General features: G+C 44.4%; 21 protein-coding genes and 1 pseudogene. 12 read left to right on the forward strand and 10 right to left on the reverse strand.

The annotated features are described in order from the left end of the window. Positions 1 to 544 (reverse strand): M20 family metallopeptidase (locus CVN76_RS07120; RefSeq protein ID WP_157805586.1); only part of this gene is annotated, 544 nt, incomplete at its 3' end. 163 nt (positions 545 to 707) lie between these two features. On the opposite strand from CVN76_RS07120, the gene CVN76_RS07125 reads away from it, so the two are divergent. Further along, positions 708 to 1,214 carry a general stress protein gene (locus CVN76_RS07125; RefSeq protein WP_100530703.1) on the forward strand — a complete coding sequence of 169 codons (507 nt, stop codon included), beginning with the start codon at positions 708 to 710 and terminating at the stop codon, positions 1,212 to 1,214. 49 nt (positions 1,215 to 1,263) lie between these two features. Here the strand turns inward: CVN76_RS07125 and CVN76_RS32340 are convergent, their stop codons facing one another. From CVN76_RS32340 to CVN76_RS07140, 4 genes and pseudogenes are all read right to left on the reverse strand, one after another. Further along, positions 1,264 to 2,214 (reverse strand): methyl-accepting chemotaxis protein, encoded by a 951-nt coding sequence (locus CVN76_RS32340; protein ID WP_442857559.1) that lies wholly within the window; start codon positions 2,212 to 2,214, stop codon positions 1,264 to 1,266. Beyond that, a pseudogene (locus tag CVN76_RS32345) lies at positions 2,212 to 3,255 on the reverse strand (cache domain-containing protein); the annotation flags it as partial. The pseudogene CVN76_RS32345 and the gene CVN76_RS32340, both read right to left, overlap by 3 nt. A 202-nt stretch (positions 3,256 to 3,457) precedes the next feature. Next, positions 3,458 to 4,924, reverse strand: coding sequence for a PH domain-containing protein (locus tag CVN76_RS07135; protein WP_100530705.1), 1,467 nt, complete (start codon positions 4,922 to 4,924; stop codon positions 3,458 to 3,460). A 2-nt stretch (positions 4,925 to 4,926) separates the two neighbouring features. After that, positions 4,927 to 5,421 carry a PH domain-containing protein gene (locus CVN76_RS07140; RefSeq protein ID WP_100530706.1) on the reverse strand — a complete coding sequence of 165 codons (495 nt, stop codon included), beginning with the start codon at positions 5,419 to 5,421 and terminating at the stop codon, positions 4,927 to 4,929. A gap of 131 nt (positions 5,422 to 5,552) precedes the next feature. Here CVN76_RS07140 and dacB point away from each other — a divergent pair, with 131 nt between their 5' ends. Next, the gene (gene dacB, locus CVN76_RS07145; protein WP_232732134.1) at positions 5,553 to 7,043 is read left to right on the forward strand and encodes a D-alanyl-D-alanine carboxypeptidase/D-alanyl-D-alanine endopeptidase; all 1,491 of its coding nucleotides are present in this window, start codon (positions 5,553 to 5,555) and stop codon (positions 7,041 to 7,043) included. Here the strand turns inward: dacB and CVN76_RS07150 are convergent. Further along, positions 7,026 to 7,706 (reverse strand): HAD hydrolase-like protein, encoded by a 681-nt coding sequence (locus tag CVN76_RS07150; protein ID WP_442857558.1) that lies wholly within the window; start codon positions 7,704 to 7,706, stop codon positions 7,026 to 7,028. The two genes, dacB and CVN76_RS07150, sit on opposite strands and share 18 nt — an antisense overlap. Positions 7,707 to 7,795: 89 nt before the next feature. Here CVN76_RS07150 and CVN76_RS07155 point away from each other — a divergent pair, with 89 nt between their 5' ends. After that, entirely contained in the window at positions 7,796 to 8,401 is a 606-nt protein-coding gene (locus CVN76_RS07155; protein WP_100530708.1) for a uridine kinase family protein, read from the forward strand. A gap of 344 nt (positions 8,402 to 8,745) precedes the next feature. After that, positions 8,746 to 10,491 (forward strand): glycosyl hydrolase family 18 protein, encoded by a 1,746-nt coding sequence (locus CVN76_RS07160; RefSeq protein ID WP_100530709.1) that lies wholly within the window; start codon positions 8,746 to 8,748, stop codon positions 10,489 to 10,491. A gap of 76 nt (positions 10,492 to 10,567) precedes the next feature. Here CVN76_RS07160 and rpoN read toward each other — a convergent pair whose 3' ends face one another. After that, positions 10,568 to 11,929, reverse strand: coding sequence for an RNA polymerase factor sigma-54 (gene rpoN / locus CVN76_RS07165; protein ID WP_157805587.1), 1,362 nt, complete (start codon positions 11,927 to 11,929; stop codon positions 10,568 to 10,570). 326 nt (positions 11,930 to 12,255) lie between these two features. Here rpoN and CVN76_RS07170 point away from each other — a divergent pair, with 326 nt between their 5' ends. From CVN76_RS07170 to CVN76_RS07180, 3 genes are all read left to right on the forward strand, one after another. After that, positions 12,256 to 13,581, forward strand: coding sequence for an aminotransferase family protein (locus CVN76_RS07170; RefSeq protein WP_100530711.1), 1,326 nt, complete (start codon positions 12,256 to 12,258; stop codon positions 13,579 to 13,581). An 18-nt stretch (positions 13,582 to 13,599) separates the two neighbouring features. Further along, on the forward strand, positions 13,600 to 15,033 hold the full coding sequence (locus CVN76_RS07175) for an aldehyde dehydrogenase family protein (protein ID WP_100530774.1): 1,434 nt from the start codon (positions 13,600 to 13,602) through the stop codon (positions 15,031 to 15,033). Positions 15,034 to 15,220: 187 nt separating this feature from the next. Then, positions 15,221 to 16,741 carry an aldehyde dehydrogenase family protein gene (locus CVN76_RS07180; RefSeq protein WP_100530712.1) on the forward strand — a complete coding sequence of 507 codons (1,521 nt, stop codon included), beginning with the start codon at positions 15,221 to 15,223 and terminating at the stop codon, positions 16,739 to 16,741. Positions 16,742 to 17,036: 295 nt separating this feature from the next. Here CVN76_RS07180 and CVN76_RS07185 read toward each other — a convergent pair whose 3' ends face one another. Next, entirely contained in the window at positions 17,037 to 19,082 is a 2,046-nt protein-coding gene (locus tag CVN76_RS07185; protein WP_100530713.1) for a molybdopterin oxidoreductase family protein, read from the reverse strand. A gap of 318 nt (positions 19,083 to 19,400) precedes the next feature. Here CVN76_RS07185 and CVN76_RS07190 point away from each other — a divergent pair, with 318 nt between their 5' ends. Both CVN76_RS07190 and CVN76_RS07195 read left to right on the forward strand, forming a co-directional pair. After that, positions 19,401 to 20,726, forward strand: coding sequence for an ATP-binding protein (locus tag CVN76_RS07190; RefSeq protein ID WP_232732135.1), 1,326 nt, complete (start codon positions 19,401 to 19,403; stop codon positions 20,724 to 20,726). Positions 20,727 to 20,773: 47 nt separating this feature from the next. Further along, entirely contained in the window at positions 20,774 to 21,910 is a 1,137-nt protein-coding gene (locus CVN76_RS07195; protein ID WP_100530714.1) for a DEAD/DEAH box helicase, read from the forward strand. A gap of 59 nt (positions 21,911 to 21,969) precedes the next feature. Here the strand turns inward: CVN76_RS07195 and CVN76_RS07200 are convergent, their stop codons facing one another. Beyond that, positions 21,970 to 22,422, reverse strand: a complete 453-nt coding sequence (locus tag CVN76_RS07200; protein ID WP_100530715.1) for a MarR family winged helix-turn-helix transcriptional regulator — start codon at positions 22,420 to 22,422, stop codon at positions 21,970 to 21,972. A gap of 125 nt (positions 22,423 to 22,547) precedes the next feature. Between CVN76_RS07200 and CVN76_RS07205 the strand changes: the two genes are divergently transcribed. The 3 genes from CVN76_RS07205 (at position 22,548) to megL (ending at position 24,980) form a co-directional block, all read left to right on the forward strand. Next, positions 22,548 to 22,988: a GNAT family N-acetyltransferase gene (locus tag CVN76_RS07205; RefSeq protein WP_198512519.1), complete on the forward strand. Its 441-nt coding sequence runs from the start codon at positions 22,548 to 22,550 to the stop codon at positions 22,986 to 22,988. Positions 22,989 to 23,038: 50 nt separating this feature from the next. After that, a complete protein-coding gene (locus CVN76_RS07210) occupies positions 23,039 to 23,641 on the forward strand; it encodes a YczE/YyaS/YitT family protein (protein WP_100530777.1) in 603 nt (200 codons plus the stop codon). Positions 23,642 to 23,804: 163 nt separating this feature from the next. Then, positions 23,805 to 24,980: a methionine gamma-lyase gene (megL, locus tag CVN76_RS07215; protein ID WP_100530716.1), complete on the forward strand. Its 1,176-nt coding sequence runs from the start codon at positions 23,805 to 23,807 to the stop codon at positions 24,978 to 24,980. A gap of 15 nt (positions 24,981 to 24,995) precedes the next feature. Here the strand turns inward: megL and CVN76_RS07220 are convergent, their stop codons facing one another. Beyond that, the gene (locus CVN76_RS07220; protein ID WP_100530717.1) at positions 24,996 to 25,727 is read right to left on the reverse strand and encodes a tryptophan-rich sensory protein; all 732 of its coding nucleotides are present in this window, start codon (positions 25,725 to 25,727) and stop codon (positions 24,996 to 24,998) included. Between the last annotated feature and the right edge of the window lie 57 nt (positions 25,728 to 25,784).

Consider the following 25,784-nt stretch of genomic DNA (forward strand, 5'->3'; position numbering starts at 1 on the left):
CTTCCCACGGACGGCTTCCATGGGCGGATTTACCAGATACCTCAATATCAAGGCGCAGGGCACCCTTTGCCTGCAGGCCAATTCCCAATTGGGTAGGTTCGGCACAAATTACAAAGTCCCCTCTATAACCATGTTTCGCTAAATAGCCAGAACAGTTCAACCCGCCAATTTCTTCATCCGATACTATCTGCAGCTGGATTTTCAATCCTAAATTCCTATCTTTCAGTTCGGAGAATGCACACATCATTCCGACAACCCCTGCTTTCATATCGGCTGCACCGCGTCCATATAAATGCCCTTCATGAATGCGAGGGAAAAATTGATCCGGGGTCCCGCTGACAACATCTACATGGCCATTCCAGATGACGGTTTTATCTCCGCTGCCAATCTCGCTAACGAGCATCCTATACCCATTATTAACGATTACATTCACGGTCAATCCTTGCTTTTTAAGCCAGTCCGCACAGTATTCAACTGCTTCGTTGGCTCCTTTTTTCGATGAACTGTCAATGGATACTAAATCTTTAAGTAACTCGATGAGCAAAAAGAAAACCTCCCAAAAATTTGCATACTATCATTATATATACCCTCCCTTTCCAAGTGTTAACTAGAAATTTTTTTCCTGTTACGTAACGTTTAATACTTCCACTTTCTGGGGTATGTAAAGGAGGAGCGATAGATTACATTCTTTAAGGAGGATGATAGAAATGGATAAACGTATAATTGGTGTATATGAAACTGGAGAAGAAGCCATTAAGGCTGTTGAGGCCTTGCAGGCCGATGGATATAACCGTGATGATATATCGGTGGTGGCAAAAGATAAAGAGGAGTTAAGGACAGTGAACGAAAAAACCGGGACGAAGGCTGAAGAGGGTCTCGCAGCTGGTGCAGCGACCGGGGGGATTTTGGGAGGAGCAGCTGGTTTATTAGCAGGAGTGGGTGCATTGGCAATACCGGGAATCGGACCCGTACTGGCAGCAGGGCCGCTTGCTGCAACATTGGCTGGTGCGGCTGTAGGCGCTGGTACAGGCGGTTTGGCAGGTACATTGATCGGGATGGGCTTACCGGAAGATGAGGCGAATCGATATGAAGCGGATGTGAAAAGCGGCAAGCTGCTTGTGCTGGTCGACGCAGATTCGCGTAAATTGAATTCTTCTTATTCAGGTATTACCGAAACGGATGAAACGTTAACGCATGGCAGAAGATCGCTATAATGACAGGTGAAAAAGGACGGAATCCCTTTAGGGTCCGTCCTTTTTTTGATTAAAATATGAACTTCCGTATTTCTTTATGCATTTCCTGTGATAAGGTATCCAGATCACTGGCAAGGGCATTTAATTGTTCCATGGAGGCGTTCGTTTGTTCGATAGATGCCGATACTTCTTCAGTTCCCGCAGCCGTTTCCTGACTGATCGAATTCAATTGTTCTGCATTTCCGGACATCCGTGTAACCTCTGATACCATATCGTTCATCATCGTTTTCATTTCGTCAAAATTGCTGAAAGTGTTCTCGATGATTGTTGCAATGTGACTGAAGGCATTCTCCGTATCCGTTACCGAAGTATCCTGATGATGGATTTTTTGATTGACTTGGTCAATCAGTTGTACTGTGTTGCTCGTATCGGCCTGCATCGCTTGGATGATTTCCGAGATTTCCTTCAGCGAATGCTCCGTTTGCTCGGCCAACTTCTTCACTTCATCGGCTACCACGGCAAACCCTTTCCCGTGCTCACCAGCCCTTGCCGCTTCGATGGCAGCATTCAAGGCGAGTAGGTTCGTTTGTCCGGCAATCCCGCTTATCGTCTTTACGATCGCGCTAATATCATGGGAACGGGCATCCAAGGACTTAACGGCCGTACCCATTTTATTGGAGATCAGCGATGTTTCGTTGAATTGTTGTTTTAGGTCGCGCACTTGAGTGATGCCGTTTTCGGAAGCCTTGAACATATTGTCGGATTCCAACGCCATTTTACTTGTTTCTGCGTCAAGATCATTGATTTTGTCTGCCAAAAGCTTTACAGCCTTTTCATTATTTTGCCCGACTTCAATTTGATCTATGGCACCTGATGCTATTTGTTCCATCGTCAAGGCGACTTCGTTTGCCGCTGCCGAATTTTCCTCTGCACTTGCGACTAGCGTCATCGAGGACTCGGAAACTTTATCGGAAAGGGTGTTGACCTTCCCTAACATCTGGCTCATATTTCGGGCCATCATGTTCGTGTCTTCTGCAAGCTGTCCTATTTCATCGGTCCTAGAGATGGAATTTATGGTCGTGAAATCGCCGCCAGCCATCTTCCGTATCGAGCCTTGCAGGTTTTTAATCGGGTTCGTCAAGGATCTGGTGATGAAGATGGCAGATAGGGCCGTCACGGTAAAGACGATCAACAACGTGATGATATTATCTTTGATCATCGGGCTTGCACGGACTATCACTTCATTTTCATCCATCAATCCAGCTATTCGCCATCCGGTAGTCGGGTTGGTGGCATAGCCGATGATCCGTTTTTTTCCTTCATATTCCTCGAGCATCGATCCGGATTCATTTTTCATTTTCTTGAAAATGTTCTCCTTGGATATGTCCTGTTGAATTTTTTCTTTATCCGGATGGGTAACGAAGGCTCCTTTTTCATCCAGCAAAACCGAATAACCGGTTTCACCGAACTTCGTTTGGTTAACCATCTTGACTAATGTGTCGATCGAAATGTCTACACCGAGCACGCCGATTAATCGGTTGCCATCATATATGGCCTTTGCTGCAGTGATGACAAGTTTATTTGTAGCTTGATCTGTATAAGGTTCCGTCCAAATGGTTTCATTTTTTTCCTTTAACGCGGCTTGATACCACTCTCTCTGTCTAGGGTCAAAATCAGACGGCAATTCAGCTTTAGGGAATATTATTGTTTTTCCCCCTTTTTCCGTGCCGAGATACAAGCCATTTATTTCGGAATTGCTTGACTGTGTATGGGAAAACTCATCGATTATCGATTCAGGGTCCTTTTCATAAGTGCTCATGCGGGGGTACTTACTGAGCCTATCCAATTGATCCTCGGTTTTCTTGAAGAAGATTTCAAAGGATTCATTCATTGACTTGACTTGCTCTTCCGTCGTTCCAGTAAGCTCATCTGTCGTTAACTCGATGCTATTTTTATAGCTCATGTAAGCAATGGCCAAGCCGCTTATCATGATCAAAGCTAAAAAGGGAATCAATATCTGTTTTTTTAGCGAATTAAAATACCAATCTGTCATTTTCTGCATGGACAATGCTCCTTATATAGTTCGGATTTTGGCTTCTAATAGATATTTCGGTGCGCATTTACTTTTTTGAAGCCTCCATTTAGAAAATTGCCATAATTAATCGTCAGATTTGAGCGCCCATTACATGACGTGGATATTCGCAAGGAGCTGCAGATGGGAAAGAAGAGGAGACTGTATGGGTCACCTCTTCCATGGACGGTGCTTATTCGGTTTGGATAGCTTGGGTTCTGCCTATGTACCACGCGTAAAAATCGTCTGCATATTCCGCGGGCACATCATGGATTGTTGTGTGATGTACAGGTTTGGAGCGGTTGATCGTTTCAATGGAGGCAAGCCCGAAAACCTTCTGCAGTTTGGAACGCCTGACTTCAATTTGAATGACCTTGCTTCTTTTGGTTATGAACAGAGAGGTTTCTAAACTTCCTGATTTAAACTGAACAAACTCGCCATTCAACAAGTAGCGGCTACTTTTGAAATCAAGTATCCTCAATGTGAAAATGAGGACAAGTAAAATCAGCGAAAGATACCACAAAGCTATATCGAAAAAACAGATGGCGGCTGTCGTGAGAAGCCAGAAAACGCTTGGGCGAAGCATTCGGATTTTGAAGGCTTGTTTCGAGAGCGGCTCCATTGCACGTTCAACCTTGTAAGCGGGTAGTATCTCTTCTATCATCGCGTAGGCCCGTTCGGTCGATAAAAAAGGATAGAGAACATTCGTATCAAGCTCTTCATCCCCAGTGCTTCCTGCGCTTATCAGTTTCACTTCGGCTAAACCTAGCATCCTTTTCATGATGGATTGGGTGATCTCGACAGCTTGGACCTTTTCTTTCTGGATTGAAAAAGTAGTTTCGTCCAATACACCTTTCGTGATATGGATGCGCTCCTGATCGGATGAAATTTCATATTTTCCATATTTAACAAAGGTGGATACGATTCCGAAGGTGACCGCTATGCAGATAAGGGCAGTGATGGCGATGGTTATGATCCACCACGACTCCATTGCCTTCTCAGCGTATCCTTCGGCATTTCTTAAATCGATGAAATCATCGAGTGTATTATATAATGTGGCCAAAACGGGAATCAGGGCCAGGAAGCTGAGCGATGTAAAGGAGGCTTTCAGAACGTCTCGTTTGGTCGGTGTGAAATGAATCGTTTTTTCCATGGATGGTTCTAGGTCTGCTGCAATCATTTCCTCGGCAACCTGCGCATCCATGATTGAATCATGCTTTGACGAATGTGTCCGCTCTAGCCGCTCGGCCTCTTTTTGGGAAATCACCTCGAAAGGTACGCTGCCCTCGTCCCCGCTGGTCCCCGTTTCGAATGTCAAGGAGGTTAGTTTGAAAATCCTGTGGAAAACGGTCGTCCGTCGATGGACATTCTGCACCTTATGAAGCGGTATCGATTGATATGATTTCGAGATGAGGCCTGAGGTAATATGGATGGTGCCTTCCTTGATTTGATATTTATAGGTATACCATTTCAGGATGATAGCCAAGACTCTCCAGGCCAAATAAATCAGAAAGGCGATTTGGAGTATCTTCATATACATTTTTTCTGATCCGAAGTTGAATAGATAAAGTATGATGATGAAAAAAATATTCCCTTTCAGCAATTTTCCTAAATCCAAAGGGATTTTGATGGGGTGAAGTCGCTTGGTCTGTTCTTCCATCGTCAATCCACTTCCTTAATTTTTGCGAAATAGGCGATTTTGTCTCGTAATTCATAGGCTTCTTCCTCTGGGATGGCAGGTATCTCGTGAGAGTCGCCCATTGTGCCGATGCTTAGTGAGTATAGGTTATATTTTCGCAGCAAAGGACCCTGGTCCAGCCTGACGGATTGCACTTTCGTCATCGGTATGAGTTCATGCGTTTCAAACAAGGCTCCTCGTTTTGTTTGGATGAATTCTTCATTCACATCGTACCGCCAATATTTTTGCAGTAAGCCGGGTTCAATGAAGATGGACCAGACAGAATTGAATAAGCATAGTACGGTAAGTCCGATTACCCCCCATCCAATCCATTCTTTCCAGGCAAAATAGTCGTCTGCAAATAATAGAAGGATAAGGATGGCAAGGATAATGAGATGGATAATGGCTTCAGACATCCGCCAAACCTTCACCGCTTGTTTGGAAATCTGTTTAGTAGGTGGTTTAACCTTTGAATACATACATTCACTCCTTTTGTGTCTTCTTACTTATACGATCTATCTTTCGAAAAAGTTCCCGGTTTGTCTCCTATTAGATGGCGGTAAAGTGGACAAGATAGTAGGAGGCAGTTTTTAGAGTAGGAGTGATGGGTTTGACATATAAAAGGAAGGTAAGCTTCATCTTCTTCCTGTTTTTGATAGGCATTTTTCATGGTGAATCCATGCAGGCTGCGAAAGAAGAGGGAACGGTGGGACAGGAAATTCAACGTATCTTGGAGGATTCCCCGGCATTATCAGGGGCGTTAACGGGAATTTCGATCCGGTCAGCGGAAACGGGGGAACTGATTTATGAACGAGGTTCGCAAACGCGCTTGCGCCCAGCTTCCAACCTTAAGCTATTGACGGCAGCGGCTGCACTGGAAACGTTGGGGGAGGACCATGTATTTCTGACGGAAGTATACGTAAAAGGTGTGCAAGTCGGCCATGTCCTGCAGGGGAATTTGTATTTGAAAGGAAAGGGAGATCCAACCTTGCTGGAAGAAAATTTCGATGAGCTGGCTGCTTCACTAAAGCAAAAAAAAGTGACGCTCATTCACGGAGATCTTATTGGGGATGATTCCTGGTATGATGATATCCGGTATTCAAAAGACTTGGTATGGAGCGATGAACAAGAATATTATGGAGCGGCTGTTTCAGCTTTAACCGCTTCCCCGGATGAAGATTATGATACCGGAACGATCATCGTGAAAATTACGCCAGGTGATAAAGCAGGCGGCAAGGCAGTGGTGAAAAAGACACCGGAAACGGATCAGGTGAAGATCATCAACAAAACGAAAACGGTGGCGGCAGACGGTCATAGGAAAATCGAAATCGATCGTTCTCATGGAACACGGACCATTACGGTGACCGGAACGATTCCGGAGAATGCCGGGGAGGTCAAGGAGTGGATTCCGGTAAAAAATCCGACCGAATATGCCATGAGCCTATTCGCAAAATCGATGAGAAAACAAGGAATCAAAATTGTGGGAGAAAGGAAAAAAGGGAAAACGCCAATAGACGCGAACTTGATTGCCACTCATCGATCCATGCCGCTTTCCCAGCTTCTCATTCCTTTCATGAAACTGAGCAATAACAGTCATGCTGAGATCTTAATAAAAGAGATGGGCAAAGAAGCCGGCGGGGAAGGAAGCTGGGAGGATGGTTTGAAGGTAGCCGGAAACGAGATGAAAAGTTTGGGACTCGATATGCAAACGATCGTGATGCGGGATGGCTCCGGCATATCCCAAGTCAATTTGATTCCAGCAAATGAAATCACCAGATTACTATATGCCGTACAGGAAAAAACGTGGTTTCCTGCTTATTTGAATGCATTGCCGGTGGCGGGAATCGAGAATCGAATGGTAGGAGGCACGCTAAGAAAGAGGATGAAGGGAACCGTTGCAGCTGGGAATGTCAGGGCGAAGACGGGGACGATTACTGGAACGAGCTCGTTAGCAGGTTATGTGACGACGAAACGAGGGGAAAAAGTCATATTTTCAATCATCCTGAATAATTTTGTGGAAGAGAAAGGGGTAACGGCCATCCAGGATAAGATAGCCGTTATGCTCGCTGAACAGGAACGCGTATTAGCCGTTGGACGTTAGGAGCCAATGAGTTACGTAGGTTTGCAGTTCACGGAAATCCGCGATGAGTACATCCGCCTCATTTAATTCCTGTTCCTCTGCAAATCCGAATTGGCAGCCTACAGCAGTTAGGCTGTTTTTCTTTGCTGCTTCGATGTCGGATTTTCGATCGCCGATCATCATCGCATTTTGAATGTGATGGTCATCCAATAACATTCGTACCAAGTCGGGCTTGGAGCCTTCCGCAGATCTTTGGACACTGTAAATGTCTGTAACATATCGATGAAGCCCAAAGTATGAACAGATTTCTTCCAAATACTTTTCCAGTCCGTTACTAGCGATGAAAATGGAAATTCCAAGCTTTTTGATCGTTGATAACGTCTCCAGCACATAAGGAAAAAGCTGTCCCTTCCCTTCTTTGATTTCCTCGATCAAGCATTCCAAAAAAAGGCGGTCCGCCTGCTGGCGAATAGGATCAGGGTGCTCCGGCATCAGAGTTTCCCAAACGGCGCTTAATGGGGCTCCCATTATGCTTTGGTAGGCTGCAAGCGGGGCATCCCCCCTCCAGCTTCCTTCTGCCCGGAGGACATCGAATGTTTTTTCAAGTGAAGAACCTAAAATTTCGTTTGTTTGAAATAAGGTACCGTCCATATCGAAAATGGCGGCAAATTGGATCGTGTTCAATAGGTGCACCTACTTTTCAGTTTTTTCATTCCATCCCAAAAGGAAACAAGGGGGGATGGATGGAAGTATGTAATAGAGGAGGAATGCTCATGAACTTTCCAACAATTAAAGGATCGCTCACGATTGAAGGCCTTATAGCCGAAGTTCACTTCAAGTCCCCAAAACGATTTCCCTATCTGATCGCCATAGATGGCAGGGGCGGGTCTGGAAAAAGTACACTAGCTTCCCTAATCCAGGCAGCGTGTCCGGGGAGTGCCGTTGTTCATATGGACGATTTTCATCTCCCTTCTTCGCGATGCTTCCAGCTGCCGCCGTCCCAAAAGCCAATCGGAGGAGATTATGATTGGAAGCGGGTGTTCCGGCAAGTCCTTAAACCTCTTTCCGAAGGGATGGAAGCAAGATATCAGCGGTATGATTGGGATAAGGATGCCTTGGCGGAGTGGCATGCCGTTCCTTCTGAAGGACTGGTCATAATTGAAGGAATATATTCGACCCGTAAAGAATTGGCTCTGCTTTATGATTTCACCATCTGGGTGGAATGTCCCCGCAATCGGCGCTTGGAACGCGGCCTCGAACGGGATGGCGAAGAGGCGCGTCAGATATGGGAAGATAACTGGATGATTCAGGAAAACCTCTATGTGGAAGCGCAAACGCCCCAAGAAAGAGCGAATCTTGTGGTGGACGGAACATGCTGAATCCAGCGAATATCCAAGTCATTTTAATTGTAAAGGTTTCCTTGAAATAATCATATGGATTTTGCAGGCTTTTGGGGGAGGAAACGCTGTTCACTGATACGGAATATTTTTACGTATGAAGTGCAAAATCAGCGGTTTTTTGTTTTTTTTTATGAGATGACCTTATTAGAATCGAAATAGAACATTTGGATTTTTTTTACATAAACAGGTCTTTCCTCCTGTACAAATAATTTGTTATGACATGTAAAATATTAGTATCATACAAATTTTGTAAATTCCAACTTGGTGGCTCGTCAGTTTAATAGATTCATTCTAGTATCTGGAAATAGGGAGGGGCAAGGGGAATGAAAAAAGGTAAATGGATGTATTCCATGGGGATGCTTGTGGTATTGATCGCTTCATTAATATTTGGAAACATAGGAGCGTCAAAATCTGCAGAAGCCTCCAGTGAATCGGTGAATAAAGTCGTTGGTTATTATACTTCATGGGGAGCCAAGGACCGGGACTACCAGGTGGAGGATATCGATGGAACGAATCTAACCCATATCAACTATGCTTTTGCCGATATTTGCTGGAATGGAGTTCATGGGAATCCTTCTGTGGGTAATCCGGGTTCGAAGACATGGAAGTGCCAAGATAAATCCATTCCACTTCAAAGTAAAAAAATACCGAATGGAACAGTCGTCTTAGGCGACCCTGAAATTGACGTCCAACGTGCTTATGGGAAAAAGACAGTGAAGGATTGTAATCGTGCGGAATGCGGAAACTTCGCAAAACTCGCCGATTTGAAAGAAAAGCACCCGCATATAAAAACGCTTATCGCCGTCGGTGGCTGGTCATGGAGCAACCGTTTTTCCGATGCGGCAGCGGACCCTGCAACACGAAAGGTGTTCGCCGAATCCTCGGTCGCTTTCATTCGGGCATATGGCTTCGATGGAGTCGACCTTGATTGGGAATATCCTGTTGAAGGGGGGCTTGAGGGGAACTCTCTTCGTCCGGAAGATAAAGAAAACTATACATCATTGCTCCAGGAAATTCGCAATGAATTGGATAAAGCCGAAAAAAAAGACGGAAAGCAATATGTATTGACGATTGCAGCGGGAATAAGCGGCTCGTTCATAAAAAATACGGAACTTTCAAAGATTGCGGGAATTGTGGATTGGATCAACTTGATGACCTACGATTTCCACGGAGGCTGGGAAACGACTACAAACCATAATGCCCCGCTATATTTTTCAAAAAATGATCCCAATAATAGTTGGGGGTTGACGGTCAAGGAGTCGGTTGAACGGTATAAGGCAGCGAATGTGCCCATGGATAAAGTCACACTAGGATTGCCGTTTTATGGGAAAGGCTGGACCGGTGTAGATGGTGGAGGGCAAAATGGGGAATACCAAACTGCCATACCTGGAAGCAATGGCTCTTTTCTGCCTCGGGGGACGTGGGATGATGCTGCATCTGGCATAACCGGGATTTTCGATTATGGAGACCTTGCCGCGAACTATATAAATAAGAAAGGCTACAAACGATATTGGAATGACGAAGCAAAGGTGCCTTTCCTGTATAATCAAAGGACGAAATCGTTCATTTCATATGACGACCGCGAGTCCATCGGCCATAAAACCGATTTCATCGAATCACAGGACATGGGAGGGGCAATGATTTGGGATTTAAGCCTGGATTGCAGGACTTCAGGGAAGTATACATGCAAAGGCGATACCCTTCTGCAAAAAATTTCCGATGATCTGCTCGAAGGCGGCATCAAAGGACCTGACCAAGGCGGTATCAATCATGTAAATGTCACATATACCATCACCTCTAAGTGGGGGACAGGCTCCATTTTCAATATCAGGATCAAAAATACCGGAACATCGCCTATTGAGGATTGGAAGGTAGGGTTCGATTACGCTGGGGAAATCCAGACAATATGGAATGGGAGGATCATCAGTGAATCACAGCATCACTATGTGATCAAAAATGACCAATGGAATAAAAAGATCAATCCGGGAGAAACGGTGACCGTAGGGGGAGAAGGCAGGGGACCAGCCCCAGCTGTCATCACTAATGTGGCCGTGAATGAAATGGATTAAGAAAAACAAAAAAGACTATTCCAAACAGATATGCCTTTTGGAATAGTCTTTTTTTATGACATTGATTAATTGAATCTTAAAATCTGCGCCGCTTGGATGAACCCGGTATACCAAGATCTTCACGGTACTTTGCAATGGTGCGGCGAGAAATCATCGTTCCTTCACTTTCGAAGATTTGGCATAGCTTCTGGTCTGAAAATGGTTTTATTTTATCCTCGTCTGCAATCAAGACCTTTATTTTTTCTTTGATGGTAGTCGTTGATTCACAGTCTTTGCCGTTTACATGATTTAACCCTCTCGTAAAGAAATTCCTTAATTTAAAAAGTCCATGCGGTGTCTGGATGTATTTATTACTCGTCGCCCTGCTTATCGTTGACTCATGAAGCTGAAGTTTTTCGGAAATGTCCTTCAGTGTCATCGGTTTTAGTCCAGCCATTCCCCGCAGGAAAAACTCCTGCTGAGCTTCCATGATTGTAGCCGTCACTTTGTATAGAGTCAATTGCCTTTGTTCGATCCCCTTGATCAGCAACTGAGCATCATGTAGGTGAGACTTAACGTAGTCATTAGCTGGATCTTCCGGTTTCATCGCGGTGCGGTCCTTATAGAAAGGATTGATGGACGGCTTGGGCAGGAAGCTATCGTTAACCGTTATCCTATATCCATCTTTTTCTTTATCCACGAATACATCCGGGACGATGTAATGGATCATCTCATCGGAAAAATGACTGACAGGGCGAGGGTTCAAGGTACGGATGAAATCCGCTGCCTCCTGCACTTCCTGAAGGGTCACTTTGTAAAGGGCCGCAATTTTCCGATAACGCTTTTCGGCTAAATCCGATAAGTGCTTCTCAACGATCGTATAAGCCAATTGATTATCATTTTCTTGTTTGCGAATTTGAATGAGTAAGCAATCAGTCAGATCCTTAGCACCGACGCCAATGGGATCGAAGGATTGCAGTACTTCAATCATCGCTTCGATTTTCTCGGCGGACACTGAAAAAAGCAAGGCTGCCCCTTTTATATCAATATCAAGAACCCCATTTTCATTTAAGCTTCCTATTAAAAATTCGACAATCTTAGTTTCACTGTCTTTTAATGACGGGAAAAAACTCAGCTGCTCCAATAAATGGGCTTCCAATGTATCTGTAGTGCAGGAAAGGTTATTGATTGGGTTGAAATCATTGTGATACCTATTCGATGAAGTTTCTCGTTTACGATAGTCCATGATATGTGGACGAATGCTAGGTTCAAAGTTTGAGGCGAGGGGGTCATTAGTTGCTGCGGTCATTTCAAGAACAGGATTTTCATTAGCCTGCTCATGTAGAAAATCCATCAATTCATGTGTGGAATATTGCAGGATATTGATTGCCTGTCGTAATTCAGGGGTTAATGATAACTTCAAGGATTGTTTTAGCTGCATTTCAAAACCTACCAGCATATCTATCAACTTCTTTCGTATTAGATTAACGAAGTGAACAAAAGGATAGTATAGATAATAATACAAATCTTCCGGAAATTCAACATTGTATGTCAGGTTATGTAACATCGAAAGTTTTACGCGAGAAACGGCAACAGGATGATAGGGATCGCTTGATTCAAATATAAATCGTTTGATTCTTAAATAAATCATTGGGTGCGGTTTTTGATTTGAATATGAATCGTTTTATGTTGAATACCTATGATATTAGGTTCATATACTTTGGCATGCATCTTGCAATATCTATAAATATATAAAAATCATTATTCAAGAAGGGTGTTTTTTACATGATTAAAGAGAAGACGGGTATTCAGGAATTAATCGATTTGGACAAAAAGCATTTCATTCATCCGACTACGGCAATCGAGCAACAGCAGGCAGATGGTCCAAGTTTCATCTTTAAAGAAGGCAAGGGGATTTATCTTACGGACGTTAAGGGCAGGACAGTCATCGATGGCATGTCTTCACTTTGGAATGTGAACATAGGACATGGACAAGAAGAACTGGCTGATGTGGCAAGAGAACAAATGGCAAAGCTGGCTTTCACCTCTAACTTCGCTACTTTCAGCAATGAGCCTGCCATTCGTTTGGCTGCCAAGATCGCTTCCATCGCTCCTGGTGATTTGAATGCCGTTTTCTTCACTTCAGGCGGATCGGAGTCGAATGATACAGCGTTCAAACTTGCCCGTCATTATTGGATATTGAAAGGCCAGCCTAATCGCCAAAAGATCATTTCACGTTCGAAATCGTATCATGGAGTTGCCATGGGGGCGACAAGTGCGACTGGCCTGAAACCGTTCCGTGACTTCACGAATTCCATCGCTCCTGATTTTTGTTATGTCGACGGATCTTCGATTGAAGAGTTGCGGAAGGTCATCGAGCAAGAAGGTCCGGAAACGGTTGCGGCATTTATCGCGGAACCGATCCAAGGGGCAGGCGGCGTGAATCTCCCTCCTGAGGGCTACTTTAAGGAAGTAAGGGAGATTTGCGATGAATATGGCATTTTAATGGTGACGGATGAAGTCATAACAGGTTTCGGGAGAACAGGGACTTATTTCGGGATTGAACATTATGGCGTCGTGCCGGATATGATGTGTTTTGCAAAAGGTGTGACAAGTGGGTACGCCCAATTAGGTGGTGTGGTCCTGAATGATAAGCTGCACAAGGACTTCATTTCGCTATCAAAGGGCACGCTCCTGCATGGCTACACATACAGCGGTCACCCGATGGCTTGTGCGGTGGCTTTGAAAAACATTGAAATAATTGAACGTGAAAATCTGATGGAAAACTCGAAACGGCGCGGTGAAGAGTTGCTTGCCGGCTTTAAGAAGCTTCAGAACGAACACCCGATCATTGGTGATGTCAGGGCGCTTGGACTGATCGGAGGCATCTCCATCGTCAAGGACAAAAAAACAGGGGAAGGCTTTGGGACACAATTAGCTCCAAAACTTGTGGCTGAAGCGGCGAAGAATGGCTTGATTTGCCGGTCTGTCACGTTTGATCAAGATACACTCGTATTCGCCCCGCCTTTAATCATCACTAAATCAGAGGTCGAAAAGATCATTGATATTCTTGATAAAACGTTTACAGCTGTCGAAAAAGAAATCTTATAAGAGGTGAAAAGGATGGAAATGACGGAAACGCTGAAGAAAAAATTATTCATTAATGGTAAGTGGCAAGCAGCTGAAAATTTCACGATGCTAGTATCTCCGTATAACGGGAAAGTTTTAGCGGAAATTCCTTCGGCAAGCATGGAAGATGTGGAGCTGGCGATAGAATCGGCTCATCAAGCGAGAAAAACGATGGCAGCCCTGCCAAGTCATAAACGGGCCGCCATACTTGAACAACTTGCAAGTCTGTTGGAAAGCCGTAAGGAAGAAGCAGCTGAAATTATCGCTAAAGAGGCAGCGAAGCCGATTAAAACGGCAATGGTAGAAGTGGCCCGTACGATTGCCACATATAAATTTGCTGCGGAAGAAGCAAAGAGGATTCACGGGGAAACATTGACGATGGACGCTACAGCAGACGGGGAGGGACGAATTGGCTATACAGTCCGTGAACCGATTGGTGTTCTTGGTGCGATCACGCCTTTTAATTTCCCGATGAACCTGGTCGCCCATAAAGTTGGCCCGGCCATTGCCGCGGGTAATACGATCGTCTTGAAACCTGCGAGCCAAACGCCGCTATCCTCGATCTTTCTTGCAGAGCTATTGGCGGAAACGGATTTGCCTGCCGGAGCATTCAATTTAGTTACCGGAAGCGGCTCTGTAATCGGTGATAAATTAGTCACTGATTCACGGGTGAAAAGCATATCCTTTACCGGCAGTCCTGCTGTAGGGATCGGAATCCGCAATAAAGCGGGATTGAAGAAGGTGAGTCTTGAACTTGGTTCAAATGCGGCCGTCATTGTGGATAAAGGGATCAATATCGATAAAATCATCCAGCGCTGTGTTTCGGCAGCATTCGCCTTCCAAGGGCAGGTCTGCATTTCGCTACAACGTGCATATGTACATGAAGACGTATACGATGAGTTCGTCCAAAAATTCACGGAAGCAACAAATTCCTTGAAGCTTGGCGATTCTTTGGATCCTTCGGTCGACATCTCTGCCTTGATCAGTCCTGGTGATGTGCAAAGGAGCCTCGATTGGATCGGGGAAGCCAAACAATTTGGTGCGGTCGTTGCAGCAGGAGGAAAATCTGAGGGGAATATCCTCCATCCAACTGTGTTGTTGGAAGTCGATTCGAAGCTGAAGGTTTCCTGTCAGGAAGTTTTTGCACCAATCGTGTTAATAAATAAGGTTTCGTCCGTTGAAGAAGCGATTGACTTGGTCAATGACTCCGAATTCGGCCTTCAGGCTGGGATTTACACGGATAATATCAATTTGGCCCTTTCTGCGGCAGAAAAATTGGAAGTCGGCGGTGTGATCATCAATGATATCCCGACTTACCGCGTCGACAACATGCCATACGGCGGGGTCAAAAAAAGCGGAACGGGCCGCGAAGGATTAAAATATGCCATCGAGGAAATGACGGAAATGAAATTGATCATCATTAATCGGAATTAGGTAGGAGATGGGCAAATGCCCATCTTCTTTTTTAGCGAAAAGCTATGCAGAAATGAATAGGTAATTCACGAATGAATGTAATTGAACCATGGATGGGTAAATAAACGTGATGTACCAACTTGTTAAAATGGCATGAAACTTGCTTTTAAGTATATTAGGTAAATCACTTAAACAAGGAGGAATTTAGATGCAGAAAACTTTACAAAATAACGCGAAAAAAGAAGGGACCGGTGCACTGGATTTAAAAATGTTCATTAATGGTCAATGGGTGAATTCTTCTTCAGGTGAAAAAAGGGATGTATTGAATCCGGCCACGGGAGAAGTTATTGCTACAGCTGCGGAAGGAACCAAGGAGGATGTCGATAAAGCCGTAGAGGCAGCCAAGTATGCCTTTTATGAAGGCGGATGGTGGGGAACGCCGGCAGTCGAGCGGGCCCGCATTTTATTCAAGATCGCCGACAAGATTGAAGAAAAGGCCGAAGAGCTTGCTGCGTTGGAAACATTGGATAATGGGAAACCATTACGCGAGTCCCGTTTTGATATCGATGATTCGGCTGCCTGCTTTAGATATTATGCAGGTTTGGCTACGAAACCGACAGGGCAGACTTACGAAGTTCCTGACGGGCAACAAGCGATGGTCGTAAGGGAACCGATCGGTGTATGCGGGCAAATCGTTCCTTGGAATTTCCCGTTGATGATGTCAGCCTGGAAGCTTGCACCGGCACTTGCCGCAGGAAATTCCGTCGTCTTCAAACCATCGGAGATTACACCAGTGACTGCGGTCAAGCTGTTTGAAATCATGGCTGAAGTCGGTTTGCCAAAAGGTGTCGCGAACCTTGTGTTAGGAGCTGGACCCGTTGTCGGACAGGCTATTGCCGAACACGAAGAAATCGATAAAGTGGCCTTTACAGGAGGTACGGCAACCGGACGTAAGATCATGGAAGCGTCGCTTGGAAACTTAAAGAAAGTGACATTGGAGCTTGGCGGTAAATCCCCTAATATCGTATTCGCGGACTCTGACTTTGAGACGGCCGTCGATTATGCCTTGTATGGGATTTTCTGTAATCAAGGGCAGGTTTGTTCAGCCGGCTCGCGTCTACTTTTGGAAGAATCGATTTATGATCAGTTCATAGCAAGCCTTACTGCAAAAGCGAAACGCATCAAGGTGGGTTCAGGCTCCGATGGAAAAAGCCAAATGGGACCTGTCGTTTCAGAGGCACACATGAACAAGATATTATCTTATATTCAAATCGGAAAAGAAGAAGGAGCAAAATTAATCGTTGGAGGAAATCGAATTAAAGGGGAAGGCTTGGAAAACGGCTACTTTGTCGAGCCAACGATCTTTGTCGATACAACACCTGATATGCGGATCGTGCAGGAAGAAATTTTTGGGCCGGTGCTTGTCGTTCAAACGTTCAAGGATGAAGCGGAGGCTCTCCATCTCGCCAATGATACGAAATATGGTTTAGCGGGGGCAGTATTCACCAATGATATTGCCAAAGCAAACCGCGTCATTAAAAAGGTACGTGCGGGCATCACGTGGATTAACTCTTATCATCCGACTTATAACGAAGCTCCGTGGGGCGGATTCAAGCAAAGCGGCAATGGACGCGAACTAGGCACGTTCGGATATGAGGCATACACGGAATTGAAGCAAATCAATAATAACTTGGACATTCAACCAACAGGCTGGTTTGATGAAGAATAAGAGCTAGTATTAGCAAAAAAAAGGCCGTTCCTTGTGGAATGGCCTTTTGGCGTGCAGATGTTAGATTCCATATTTGTCGATAAATCCGGCATAACCGAAGATAAATCTCCAGAACCGCCGATATATCGGGGGAAAATGCAGATAAATTGCCAGAATCGTCGATAAATCCACGAAACCTGCAGATAAATTACTAGAATCATCGATAAATCCGGTAAAACTGCAGATAAATCTCTGGAATCGTCAATATATCTGGAAACACTGCAGATATAACGACGATTTGAAATTTATTTACACCTCAATGCGAAGATTTTTCAAGGTCAACTCGTCCTGAAAAGAAAACGGCGCCATTACCCATGTCTGATAGGCGATCAGGTGTGAGGACATTGATGTGCTGCTTCGTTTCGGGCGTCTTTTGCCATAAGCCCTGGCTGACCAGTACGCCTGGCAATACATTTTCACCTGCTGCTGCCTTCAGCAGGCATTCCCCGCGTTCGTTCCAAATCCTGACCATATCACCAGTAACGATACCCAATCTTTTGGCGTCAGTCGCATTCATATGCAATTTCGGTTCCTTTTCCAATGAAATATGTTTGGCGTTATTGGAAAAGGTTGAGTTCAAGAAGTTATGGTTAGGTGCCGGTATGAATAAAAAGGGCAGGTCGCTGTCCTTTATGATAGGCTTATATGTTGGCAATGGATCGTAACCGAGCTGTTTCATCCTTTCGGAATAAAGTTCGATCTTGCCGCTAGGTGTTTGCAGCTTACCCGGGAACAGTGGCTTCATCTTCGCCTTGACAAACTGGTTTTTCGAAAGGGAGTCATAGGTGATGCCGTCTAAGTATGGGTTATCCGGGAAATCGAGAGCCTGCCGAATCATATCTTCCTCTGAGTCTTTAAAAGCTTGGTCTTGAAAGCCCATTCCAACAGCCAACAGTTTGAACAATTCAACATTCGATTTCGAATTGCCATATTTTTTGACTACAGGTTTTTGAATTTGAATGTAATTATGCCAATATGAATTATAAAAATCCTCCGTTTCATAGGATGATGTGGCAGGGAGGACAATATCAGCATACATGGCCGTTTCGGTTAAAAATAAATCATGGACCACTGTGAATAGATCTTCGCGCTTAAGGCCTTCCTGCACCTTATTGGCATTCGGGGCGACTAGCGCCGGGTTGGAGCCATATACAAACATGGATCGAATCGGGTTTTCATTTTCCAAAAGGGCCTGGCCGATTTGGTTCATATTAATCGTCCGCGTCGTTTTGTCCTGTAATAAGTCAGGGCGTCTTAAGGCATTTGTATTGAATGCCAGGTATCCTGAATTGCCTTTGGTCGCGCCGCCGCCTTTTTCCATCCATTGGCCGGTAAGTGCAGGAAGGCAGGCGATGGTACGAACTGCCATGCCGCCATTGTCATGGTGCTGCAGGCCATTGCCGATTCGGACGAATGAAGGAGTGGTCGTTCCGTACATCCTCGCTAATTCATATAGATCCTCAATGGGCACACCTGTGATACCCGATACGGTCGCCGGGTCGTACTGACGGACATGTTCGCGCAATTGTTCGGCACCCACTGTATATGCATCGAGAAAAGGCTGGTCGATTAAATTCTCTTCATATAGGATGTGCATTAAACCGAGGGCGAGGGCACTGTCGGTACCAGGGAGTATGGGGATGAACCAGTCAGCCCATTTACCAGTTTGGTTTTTGTGTACATCAATGACGACTATTTTGGCTCCGTTTTTCCTGGCTTGCTGGGCAAGCGTAACTTGGTGCATATTGGTGCTCACCGCATTAATGCCCCACATGATGAAAAGCTTGGTATGGATCGTTTCTTCAGGGTCTATGCCGAAAGATCCGCCCATTGTATAGCTGTAGCCAACGGAACCGGCCGCGTTACATATGGAGCGCTCAAGCATGCTGGAGCCGAGCTTATGAAAAAACCGGCGATCCATCCCCTCGGCGCTGAGGTTCCCCATATTTCCGTAAAAGCTGTAAGGAAGGATGCTTTCCGGACCGTGTTTTTTGATCAATTCCTTCCAATTGGCAGTGATGGTGTCAATCGCTTCTTCCCAGCTGATGGGGGCGAAGTGACCTTCCCCTTTTGGGCCGATGCGCTTTAGTGGCTGCTTTAATCGTTTCGGATCGTATAGGCGCTCGGTCATATTTCTTACTTTATTGCAAATATTCCCTTTCGTGACGGGATGGCCCGGGTCGCCTTGAACCTTGATGATTTTCCCGTCTTTCTTGTGCAGCAATAAACCGCATTGATCCGGACAATCAAGAGAGCAAACTGAGGGAAAGATTCCATCAGGCTGATTGATATAGGATTGCATGGGCGAATACCTCCTAATAATCTAATCTCGTTTCTTCGATTTCAATTCATATCAATCGGAGCATGCTGGTGAAACATCCATACATGCACGAAAGCTGTGTTCGTTGACTTCATTCTAGTACCAGCTAACACAATTGTAAATATTGGTGTTTGGGAACTTCCTACCTTATTCAATATGAGCGGTCGTTGCTTTCAGTCGTTCCAAAGCAAGAGAATCTCATGAATAGTTATTTGATTTTTGATGAGATATTCAAAATGTTTACAAAAAATATGGTACAATATCAAAAGGGTCCTTATGTTTAAAACATGAGGGCTTTTTTTGAGCAAAATTGGGAATGATAAACCAAAAACATACAAAGGAAAAGATATGAACCAAACTCATAAAATTGCAGGTAAAGTAGCCCTTATATATATAATCATTGGGGTCTTATGGATTTTTGTCTCGGATTATTTCTCGATGACACAGGCAAAGTCAGATGTTCAGATTTATGCGACGTTTCAACATTCCAAAGGATGGGCCTTCATTTTCATAACCGGGATATTCTTATATTTCTTAATCCGGTATTGGACGGGGAAAATGTTAAGGTCTCAGCAGGAATTCAATCTTAAGGATGAACAATATCAGTCGCTTTTTAAGCATAACCCCGATTGTGTCATTGAGTTGAACCTTGAAGGAAATGTCGTTTCCATCAACCCTGAAGCGGAAAAGCTGTTAGGGCAGCAAAATGACAGTTTGACGGGGAAGAATTGCAATCATCTCATTAATTGGAATGAAGCGGAAAAGATATCTGCTTTTTTTACACAGTCCCTTCAAGGCGAAGCTGTGAAATTCGAAACGACCTTCCAAAATATGAGAAATGAAAAGCGGATCATCCGTGTCACCTTTTTACCGATCATCGTTCAATCGGAAATGCTAGGGGTATATGCAATCGTCAGGGATATTACCGAAGTGCGGCGTGAAGAAGAATTGATGGTCTTGTCCGAAAAGGTATCGGTCATCGGACATCTGGCAGCTGCCGTCGCCCATGAAATTAGGAATCCACTGACCTCATTAAAAGGGTTCGTCCAATTAATGGATATAACGAAGGAGGTCAATCCCCTGCATTCCGATATCATGTTGAAGGAAATCGACCGTATCAATATCATCTCCAGTGAATTGCTTATTCTTGGAAAGAAACAGGATGTGGTTTTTCGAAGGATCGATCTTGCAGACAGTGTACAGCAGGTTTTCACTTTGATGAAAGCGGAAACGAACTTAAATAATATCGAGATGGTGCTTAAGATTAAAACCGCTGAACCGATTTCAATAATGGCCGATTCAATAGAACTCAAACAGCTTTTCATCAATATTGTGAAGAACAGCATTGAAGCGATTGACGAAAATGGCGAAATTGATATATCCTTGCAAATCATCGATGATAATGCTGTGATCAGCATCAGTGATAATGGCAGCGGTATGGTGCCGGAACGCCTTGAACGGATTGGTGAGCCCTTTTATTCGACGAAAGAGAAGGGCACGGGGATCGGCCTGGCAATTTGCCGAAAGATCGTACACCGGCTGGACGGGGAGCTGGATTTTGAAAGTGAGGTCAACAAAGGGACGACCGTTACAATTCGGATTCCGTTGGCTACTGGACAAGAATAAATGGTACTATGGAAGTTAGGAAAAGTTTTTTATTAAAGGAGAACGATATGAGCGAATTACCTGCATTATTGAACGATAGAAAACCATATATCCAAGAGGTCTGGAAAAAGTCTGGATTCGGGCAGCTTACCCCGATCCAAACGAAAGCGATTCCCGTAATCGTCGAAGGAAAAGACATCATGGCTGAATCACCGACTGGAACAGGAAAAACATTAGCGTATTTATTGCCATTGCTAGAAAAAATAGATCCTGAAAAAAAATCCCCCCAAGCTTTGATTTTGGCATCATCCCGTGAACTGGTCATGCAAATCAATGAAGAAGTGCGGATTTGGTCAGAGGGAAGCGGTATAACCGGCGCAGCATTCATCGGCGGCGCTAACGTTAAAAGGCAGTTGGACAAACTGAAGAAACATCCACAGGTCATTGCCGGGACACCAGGACGGATTTTTGAATTGATTGCCCAAAAGAAATTGAAGATGCATGAAGTAAAGACGATTGTGCTTGATGAAGGCGATCAATTGATTACTGCTGAGCACTTGGGCACGATCCAAAATATTATTAAGGCGACGCTAAAGGACCGGCAAATCTTGGTGTTTTCAGCAACATTGCCAGCGGATACGGAACAAGCGGCTCGTAAATTCATGAATGAACCTGAACTGATAAAGGTCGATAAGCACGAAAAAATGGAATCGAAGGTGGACCATCTTTACTTTGTTGTAGAGAGAAGGGAAAAATCCAAGATTCTTGAAAAAATCACGAGGATCAAAGATGTGAAGGCCCTTGCCTTCCTTAATGATATAGCTGAGCTGAGCGTTTTACATGAAAAGCTGAGTTACAAAGGAATCGAGATGGGAGTCCTTCACGGAGAATCCAATAAAGTCGATCGGGAAAAGGCGTTGCGCAAGCTCCGTTCAGGCAAATCACCGATGCTGATTGCGACGGATGTAGCGGCAAGAGGGCTTGATATTAAAGGTCTGACTGCAGTCGTTCATATTGATATGGCCGATAATATCGACCAATATATCCATAGATCGGGGAGAACCGGACGTGCCGGTGCTGATGGCACCGTCATTTCCATCGTGACGGAAAGGGAGGAGCGCGAGTTGAAAAAAATGGCTCGTGAACTGGATATCCCGCTATCGAGAGTAACCTTCTATGGTGGTAATATCGTGGACGACGAATAGATCTCCCAACAAGCGACGGCCGTTATGGCTGTCGCTTTTTAATTGAACTGAATGGAAAATCAATACTCCCTTTTGTTTCCTTTCTTCACATATTCCCAATCGACCTCAATATTCTTTCTGACCTTGTGAAGAAGATGAAACATCGCTTCAATTTCTTCTGGAGATAAACCGGCCAAGGCGACCTTGTCGGTATACTCGCCTTCTTTCTTTAAATATACATAAACCCTATCACCCTTATCAGTAGGATATAATTTTTTGATTTTTTTGTTGTAATCATCATTTTTCTTTACAATGAAACCTTGATTCTCGAGCTTTTTGATGGCACGAGCTGCTGTCGTGCGGTCAACCTTTATCATTTCTGCTACCTTTTCTTGAATGATTCCAGGATTTTCACAGATTCGGACAAGATATAAATACTGACCCTTCGTCAGGTCAAAATCTTTGAATTCTATATTGCTTATCGAGTCCAATGCTCTTGCAATCATTCCTATTTCACGAAGTATTTCCTTCATTCGAAAATCCCCATTTCTTTTTTTGTTGTATTTACAACAAAATGAATTTCATTTATACTATTACAAGGTTATGAATGTATTATGACTTGTCTAATGGAATAAATCTAGAAAGGTGATGAAGTTCAGTGGATTCAAAAAAAATAACGATGGCTGACGAATTGGATTTGGCTTTTGCAATCAGAAAAGAAGTATTTGTTGAGGAACAAGGTTTCGGATTGGAAGATGAATTTGACGAATTCGATACACTCGATGGTCAAGCTGATCATATTTTAGTTTTTTATAATGATCAGCCTGTCGGAACTGGGCGGCTAAGGGTCGTCGATGAGTTAGGAAAATTGGAAAGGATCTGTATCCTGGAGGCTTATCGCAAGTTCGGCCTAGGGAAAAGGATCATAAAAAAATTGGAAGAAATCGCGAGGGAGAAGGGGATAGCGCAGGTTAAATTACATGGGCAAACTCAAGCCGAGGGTTTTTATCAAAAGCTTGGCTACCGGACTTCTTCAGATGTTTTCATGGAAGACGGCGGTCCCCATATTCTCATGATAAAAGAATTGATTAATGAATAAGGCTGTTTAACGTGGGTAAAACGAAGTTCATCCACTATGTAACGGGGATCATGATTTTAACACTAGGCTGTTCCTTGACGATACAATCGGATCTAGGAACATCGCCATTCGATGCCCTTTTGGTCGGACTCTCCATACAAGTCGGCCTGACGGTTGGAAGCTGGGAATTCATCATAGCGGCCGTCATGATATTGTTTAATGCCCTATTAAGCAGGCAAAGGCCGGAAGTGTTAGGGGTAATAACAGCTTTTATAACAGGCATTGGGATTGATCTATGGCTCTTTTTACTGCAAACCTTGATACAGCCGGAACATATGCTCACTAAACTTTTTTGTGTACTAGTCGGATTAACAGTCATCGGGTTAGGAACGGCTATTTATTTACATGCCAACTTTGCCCCGATTCCTGTAGATCGTTTGATGTTCATCATTCAGGATTTAACTGGCATGAATATATTATTCTCAAAAACATTCATATATCTTTTCTTCTTGGGAATGGCACTCGCTTTCAACGGGCCGATCGGTATTGGAACGCTCTTAACCGTTTGCTTGGGAGGTCCGGTTCTTAATTACTTTACCCCGCTGATTCGTAATAGATTAAGTTCCCTTAGCTCAACCGCAAATAGTGATAAAGGAAAAAACCATTCGATGTAGGATGGTTTTTTCGTTCTGTTGCATGAATAAGATGACCGGGAGTTTTCAGAAAGGATGGGACCATATTAGGACGTGAAAATGTTGTGCACGCTCAATGAAAACGCTTCCAATAACATAATTTCTGGCATAAAATAGGAATAGACATAGGTTGGGAGGAGTCAATTTGGCAGATAAGCATAAACGATTCGAAACGTCAGTCATCCATGAAGGATATGACTCGAAGGAGCATTTAGGGAGCTTGACTACACCCTTATTCCAGACCTCTACTTTCACTTTCGATACGGCGGAGCAAGGGGAACGGCGTTTTGCAGGTTTGGAAGAGGGATATATATATTCTCGTCTTGGAAATCCAACGGTACAAGTGCTGGAAGCAAAAATCGCCGCCTTGGAGGGAGCTGAAGCCGGGCTTGCCTTCGGTTCGGGAATGGCTGCGGTCTCGGCTGTGCTATTCGCTTTGACTAAGACGGATGACCACATCCTTTGTTCACAGGGATTATATGGCTGCACGTTCGGTCTTTTGCAGTTAATGAAAAATAAATATCGCATCGATCATGATTTTTGTGCAATGGATACAGAGGAGCAGGTGAGGAGGATGATCCGTCCGCAAACGACCTGCATTTATGTGGAAACCCCGATAAATCCGACGATGAAAATGATTGATTTACAGATGGTGGTGAGAGTTGCGAAGGAGTGCAATGTGACGGTGGTTGTCGATAATACCTTTTCCACCCCCTACTTACAGAGACCGCTTGAATATGGCTGTGACATCGTCCTTCACAGCGCAACGAAATATCTATGCGGACATGGGGACGTCGTTGCCGGGCTCGTCGTAGGCAGCAAAGACTTCATGAATCACGTAGCGAGAACGACACAAAAAGATATTGGCGGGATCATTTCCCCATTCGATGCCTGGTTACTATTACGGGGATTGAAGACTTTGCCTGTGAGGATGGATCGGCACTCTGCCAATGCAATGGAAATCTTCCGCGAGCTGAAGAAGCATCCAAAGGTGAAAAGGGTCTACTATCCAGGGGATGAAACGCACGAGGACCATTATATTATGGAAAAGCAGATGAAACATGGGGGAGGTCTTATTTCTTTTGAATTGCATGGTACAAAAGAGGACGCCCAGGGATTTCTCAATAAACTGCAATTAATCAAAATTGCCGTCAGCCTAGGGGATGCCGAAACATTGATCCAGCATCCCGCTACCATGACGCACTCGGCCGTCCCTGAAGATTCGCGCCGGCAAATGGGCATCAGCGATCAGCTCATCCGATTATCGGTTGGACTGGAAGCTTGGCAAGACATCTGGGACGATCTGCAACAAGCCTTTTGAGGTACTTGTATCTATTTATATATTCCTTCGATTCCTGATGAAGATGGTCACGGATATGACCAAGATGACAGCGGCAAGGATATAGGAAATGGTCGTGATGACCGGGTAGTTGGCACCATTGCGGACCCCGATGCCGATGAACGCCCAAACGAATACGAGCGGATAGCCCCAATCCCGGTTTTTGCTTGCAAAGGCAAAAGCCAGGATTGTTGCTACAATCAGCATAGTGATTGTCCAGGTGACCTTTGAAATCCCAAAACCGTCCCATTCAATATAAGTGAGGTAATAAGAAATATCAGCGATGGTCGCAACGCTTACCCAACCTGAATAAATGGAAAATGGGAATAGGTCGAAACCAGTGTGCGTAACCTTTTTTATACGTGTATAAATGACCAAAAGCGTAGTTAAAAGCGCAAGGATGATGAAAACGGATAACAAAAAGTGTTCGTAATGCCAAGCCAAGAGCCAGGCCCCGTTCAGCACACAGCTTAAAGCGAACCACGGGAATGATGCCTTGGCAGCAGGACTGTTCCTGTGCTCACCTGCAAACTGCCTGAATACCCAGATGGCGAGTAGAAGGTAAATGAACCCCCATATGGAAAATACATAACCTGCAGGGGTGAAAAGAACATCCAGTTTATCGGAGACCTCTCCGGATGTTTGGCCGTTGAATGGCAGGAAATTGGCCAAAAAATTCATGGTGACGACGAATAAATAAAAAATCAAGTTAAAGATGACAATAAGCATGGGATTCCTCCTTGAATGTAGTGTGGCTTCTATATCTTATTCCACCATTTTTACTTG

The sequence above is a fragment of the Bacillus sp. mrc49 genome, from assembly GCF_002803435.1.